General features: G+C 37.1%; 5 protein-coding genes and 1 pseudogene. 5 read left to right on the top strand and 1 reads right to left on the bottom strand.

Annotated features, from left to right (window positions below; translation table 11 throughout):
• From ABUA34_RS13920 to ABUA34_RS13900, 5 genes and pseudogenes are all read left to right on the top strand, one after another.
• Positions 1–444, top strand: a pseudogene (locus ABUA34_RS13920) (hypothetical protein); the annotation flags it as partial.
• A gap of 9 nt (positions 445–453) precedes the next feature.
• Positions 454–813 (top strand): SMI1/KNR4 family protein, encoded by a 360-nt coding sequence (locus tag ABUA34_RS13915; protein ID WP_015533470.1) that lies wholly within the window; start codon positions 454–456, stop codon positions 811–813.
• Positions 806–1,348, top strand: coding sequence for an RNA 2'-phosphotransferase (locus tag ABUA34_RS13910; protein ID WP_015533469.1), 543 nt, complete (start codon positions 806–808; stop codon positions 1,346–1,348). The genes ABUA34_RS13915 and ABUA34_RS13910 overlap by 8 nt, the downstream gene beginning before the upstream one ends.
• Positions 1,349–1,882 carry a hypothetical protein gene (locus ABUA34_RS13905; RefSeq protein ID WP_055148072.1) on the top strand — a complete coding sequence of 178 codons (534 nt, stop codon included), beginning with the start codon at positions 1,349–1,351 and terminating at the stop codon, positions 1,880–1,882.
• The gene (locus tag ABUA34_RS13900) at positions 1,873–2,163 is read left to right on the top strand and encodes a hypothetical protein (RefSeq protein ID WP_055148070.1); all 291 of its coding nucleotides are present in this window, start codon (positions 1,873–1,875) and stop codon (positions 2,161–2,163) included. The genes ABUA34_RS13905 and ABUA34_RS13900 overlap by 10 nt, the downstream gene beginning before the upstream one ends.
• Positions 2,164–2,626: 463 nt before the next feature.
• Here the strand turns inward: ABUA34_RS13900 and ABUA34_RS13895 are convergent, their stop codons facing one another.
• Entirely contained in the window at positions 2,627–3,745 is a 1,119-nt protein-coding gene (locus ABUA34_RS13895; RefSeq protein ID WP_055145656.1) for an IS110 family RNA-guided transposase, read from the bottom strand.
• Positions 3,746–4,261 lie beyond the last annotated feature (516 nt).

The raw sequence follows: 4,261 nt of genomic DNA, 5'->3' as shown, positions 1-4,261 counted from the left end.
GGAAAGAATAGGGGTATGTCTACTAGCAAAGGACGGGTGGAGTCTGAAAGAAGTATTACTTGTGAGGGTGGAAGTAAGACAATTAATCCTAAAGAAATAAGATATAGTCAATCGTCTGTAAATGGTTCAAGTGAGATTATAGATAGCATGAAGAAGAATGGGTGGAAGGGTGACCCGATTGATGTGGTAGAAATGCCTGATGGAATATATACAACAATAGATAATACACGTGTTGTATCTGCAAGAGAAGCTGGTATTAATGTTAAAGCTAATGTGCATGGATATAATGATATTTTACCTGAGGAATATATCGAGAGATTTACAACTAAGAAAGGTGTTCCTGTTACATGGGGCGATGCAATTAGTCTAAGAGTTGGAAAACAAAAGGCATCTTTTAGAAATAGTAATCCATTTGGAGCGTTTGATATGGATACAATAAAGTAGGAGGCAAACATGGAAATATATGATGTAAGTAAAGTATATCAAGAATTTAATTATCCCAAAGAGTTTTTAAAAATTGTTGAACTAAATCTGGTGGACTTTGATTTTTGGTACTTAATGAGCAAAGAACAGGTTGAAAAAAGAATTAAAGGATTAAAGGAACGTTATCCAGATAGAGAACTTGTTCCTTTTGCTAGAAGAGATGATAGTGATGATATAGCTTGTTTTGATATTAAAAAAAATAGTAAAGTCCAAATTATTCATGATTTTGCAAGTGCTGGATATGAACAGAGAAAAGAGTATAATACTTTCTGGGAATGGTTTAAGGAAGCAATACAGGAAATGATAGATGAGGAAGAAGCAGATGATTAATTATGAAGAATTAAGCAAAGAAGTATCGTATGCACTTCGTCATGCACCTTGGGAATATGAGTTGGAGATGGATGAAGAAGGTTGGGTGTCAGTAGAACAATTAGTGGATGCTCTGAATAAGGATATGAAATGGATAGGTACATCAGAAGACGATTTATTAGTTATGATAGATAAATCAGAGAAGAAGAGACATGAAATAAGCGGTGGAAAAATCAGAGCATTTTATGGTCATTCAATTCCGATGCACATAAAGAAAGAAAAAATGATACCTCCAGATATTTTATATCATGGTACGGCTAGAAGATTTTTATCAAGTATAAAAATTAATGGCCTATTACCTCAAGGAAGACAATATGTTCATTTGTCACAAGATATTAGTACAGCACAGAGTGTTGGATTAAGACGTGATAATAAACCATGTGTTTTGCAAATTGATGCAAAAAGAGCTTGGGAAGATGGAATACTTTTTTATTTTGGAAATGAAAAGGTATGGTTAGCTGATGTAATACCAAGTAAATATATAACAGAAATATAGTTGATAGAAGCCAGTAGATTTAAGGGTGGAAGTACAACAATAGATGATGTTACAGAAATGGATTGGTATAATTATTATAGGGATACATATGGGAAAGAAAATGTGTGTTGGGAAAGTTGTAATCCATCAGAAGTAGCGTCCGCTTGGCAAGGTAGTTATCCCTATACTGGTGTGGATGCCTATACGAATATAACATTACATGATGGTGATATAATCTATATGGGCGAACCATTCCCAACGGGGTATTCTATAACATCAGAAGTAGCGCAGACTATAGGCAATGATGCTCAAAAGGTCTTTGGAGGATTGCAAGTAAAACCATATTATGAAAAAGGAATGGCTTATGCAGAATACAGAAGTAAGTTAACTCCTTACAAAGTTCATGGAGAACTAAATGTGGCAGATGGAGTCGCTTTGAATAATCCGCAATTTGGTCAAGGAGGATTAGCGCAAAGATTTGACCCTAATTTTGATTTTAATTGTGCTAATGGAGTACTGGAAAAGTATATATATCCAAGGAGCCAATGGAATTAAATAAAGAAAAGTTCTGGACTACTATTTTTTGTGATAATAAGATAATATCAAAAGTTGAATTAAGTAATGCTGAAGAGAAGTACAAAATGAATTATCAAACAATGAATGATGATATTCTGAAAGAATTAAGAAAACATAATAATGATTTTTTGAAAAATGAATTAGGAATTCCAAGTAATGAAGGTATTACAGGAATAGAATATGATTATGCATGGGGAAAAATATTTTCATATTATGATAATAAATCATCGGAGACAGGCATTGTGATTGTTTATATTTAATTATGGTTATACTTTAAGACTTCCTTAGAAGTAAAATCTGATATGTAATGACCTCTTGTCAAGTACAAGTTAACAGAAATCACCACAAAACTTTATTTAGTTGTCTGAAGGCACCCGGAAAGAGCCTCGGAGTATCAGTTCCCGGCATTGGCCACTCTGATATACGTGGATTGGTTACCGACAGGTCAATGGTCCGCCGTGAGCTCTACCGTCTAATTGCGTGGATCACAGATTTCTCTGTGCCAACATAGATTTATCGCAGATAGCTCGAACCTTGAAATGGCCGAAGCCCTTTCAGGATGTCTTCAGTTGTTACTTTAGTTACTGGCCAGATGTATGTGGCGCAAGCCATCTTACATCTGCTTGATTACCTGCTATAACAGCGGGATGATGATGTCAAGGCTGCGAAGCACCGCTGGCAGCGGCCTGGTCTTGATATCGGCAGCACGATGTTATACCTGTATCAGGTGATATGATCAGTCATCATGCCCCACATGAAACAGGCAAGCTCACGCGCAATCGCTGTTTTAGCTACATTGTGTTTCTTACTTTTTCCAAGAACCATTTTGTAGTATCGGCGTCTTAAGCGTTCATTGGCTTTATCTGCATAAGCAATAACCTGTGGTGAATTACCGGCTTGACGTGATTTCAGTTCCTTTGATTTGAATCCTATCTGACCACGGGCATAGCACTGGGAAGCTTCTGTAAGGAGCATACGCACATGACGATTTCCGGCTTTGGTAATGCCAAGCCTTGTCTGTTCATCACCGCTGGAATCCTCACCCGGTACAAGTCCCAGGTAGGAAGCAAATTTCTGTGCAGAAGCAAAACGCTGAAAATCGCCAACCTCAATCAGAACAGATAATGCGGTGTGAGTCTTGATACCGATGAAACAACAGAGTTTCTTAACCGATTCTCTGTATTCATCCTTGGAGGCAAGCTCCTCAATGCGTTTATCCAACCGTTCAAGCTTATCGCTAAGGGTAGTATAGGTCAGCAGATATTCGTCGAGGATTTCCTTATAAAGTGCCTCAGGCTTTAATGACTTAAGCCATTTGATGTGCGCTGCTGTCCAATGACTGTTTCCATCATAGCGATAGTTGTGGCGAAGACAAAATGCAAGAATCTGCTGCTTGACCTTTTTCAGTGCCAGTTTATGATCATCCCTCATACGGAGGAATTCTTTTGTTTCCTCGTCCGTTGCTGTAGGGATATGAACAGGACTGTAATTATGCTGTGCCAGACATTTGGCAATGATTTCAGCATCACGCCGATCAGTCTTAATTCTTCTTCTGCTGCACTGCTCAAGCATCGTTGTTGGCGCAAGTATCACACAGTTAACATGATGCTCTATTAATTGATGATATAAAGTATAACCGAGGCAACCCGCCTCATAACCGCATATAAAGTTAGCATCGTTTCCGTAGACGGTACGAAGAAACTCCAGATATTTCAGAACATTTTTGTAATCAGCTTCTGTTCTCTGGAAGTGGGAACCTTTCTCTGCATCGATTGTGTACGCACAAAATGTAAAACTTTCTTTGTGTACATCCATTCCTACGTAAACTGTGTTATAATTCATTTGATGACCTCCCTTTGTATGCGGTAATCCCTGTTACCATTGACTTTGACAATCTTTAGTATACAGGTAAATCCACGAACCTACAATGTGGAGGTCATTACATATTGTCTAATAAATCCAACTACCTCCATAACCATTGCCGAAGGCAAAACTTTTCGGTGACCGATTATTATGAATCGAGTCAGAATTCCGTAGAGGAATTCATAGGTTAAAGCGAAATTTGCCCCTAGGTATACGAAAGAACAAAACTTCATATTAAGTTCCAATTGACCGATATAAACGCACTTTTCATAACAAAAAAATTTGTTGTGAAAGGTGCGTGTTTTTTATGAAAATAAAGAAAGTTAACTCAGATGCCATTAAACTATACGAGACCAATATGGTAAAATTGAAAACTGCTGGAAATACCCGAGAAGTCCAGTTTATGGCTGGAAATAATAATCAATAATGCTTTTGACATTAATAAACAAATTTTGTCAAAATGTGGCTGTTAGTTACAAAAATATAAACAAATAA

This window comes from Coprococcus sp. RTP21428st1_C9_RTP21428_210409, from assembly GCF_040227395.1.
GTDB lineage: Bacteria > Bacillota > Clostridia > Lachnospirales > Lachnospiraceae > Coprococcus > Coprococcus aceti.
The sequence above is the reverse complement of the archived record's forward strand: the minus strand, read 5'-3'. Positions and strand labels throughout refer to the sequence as shown.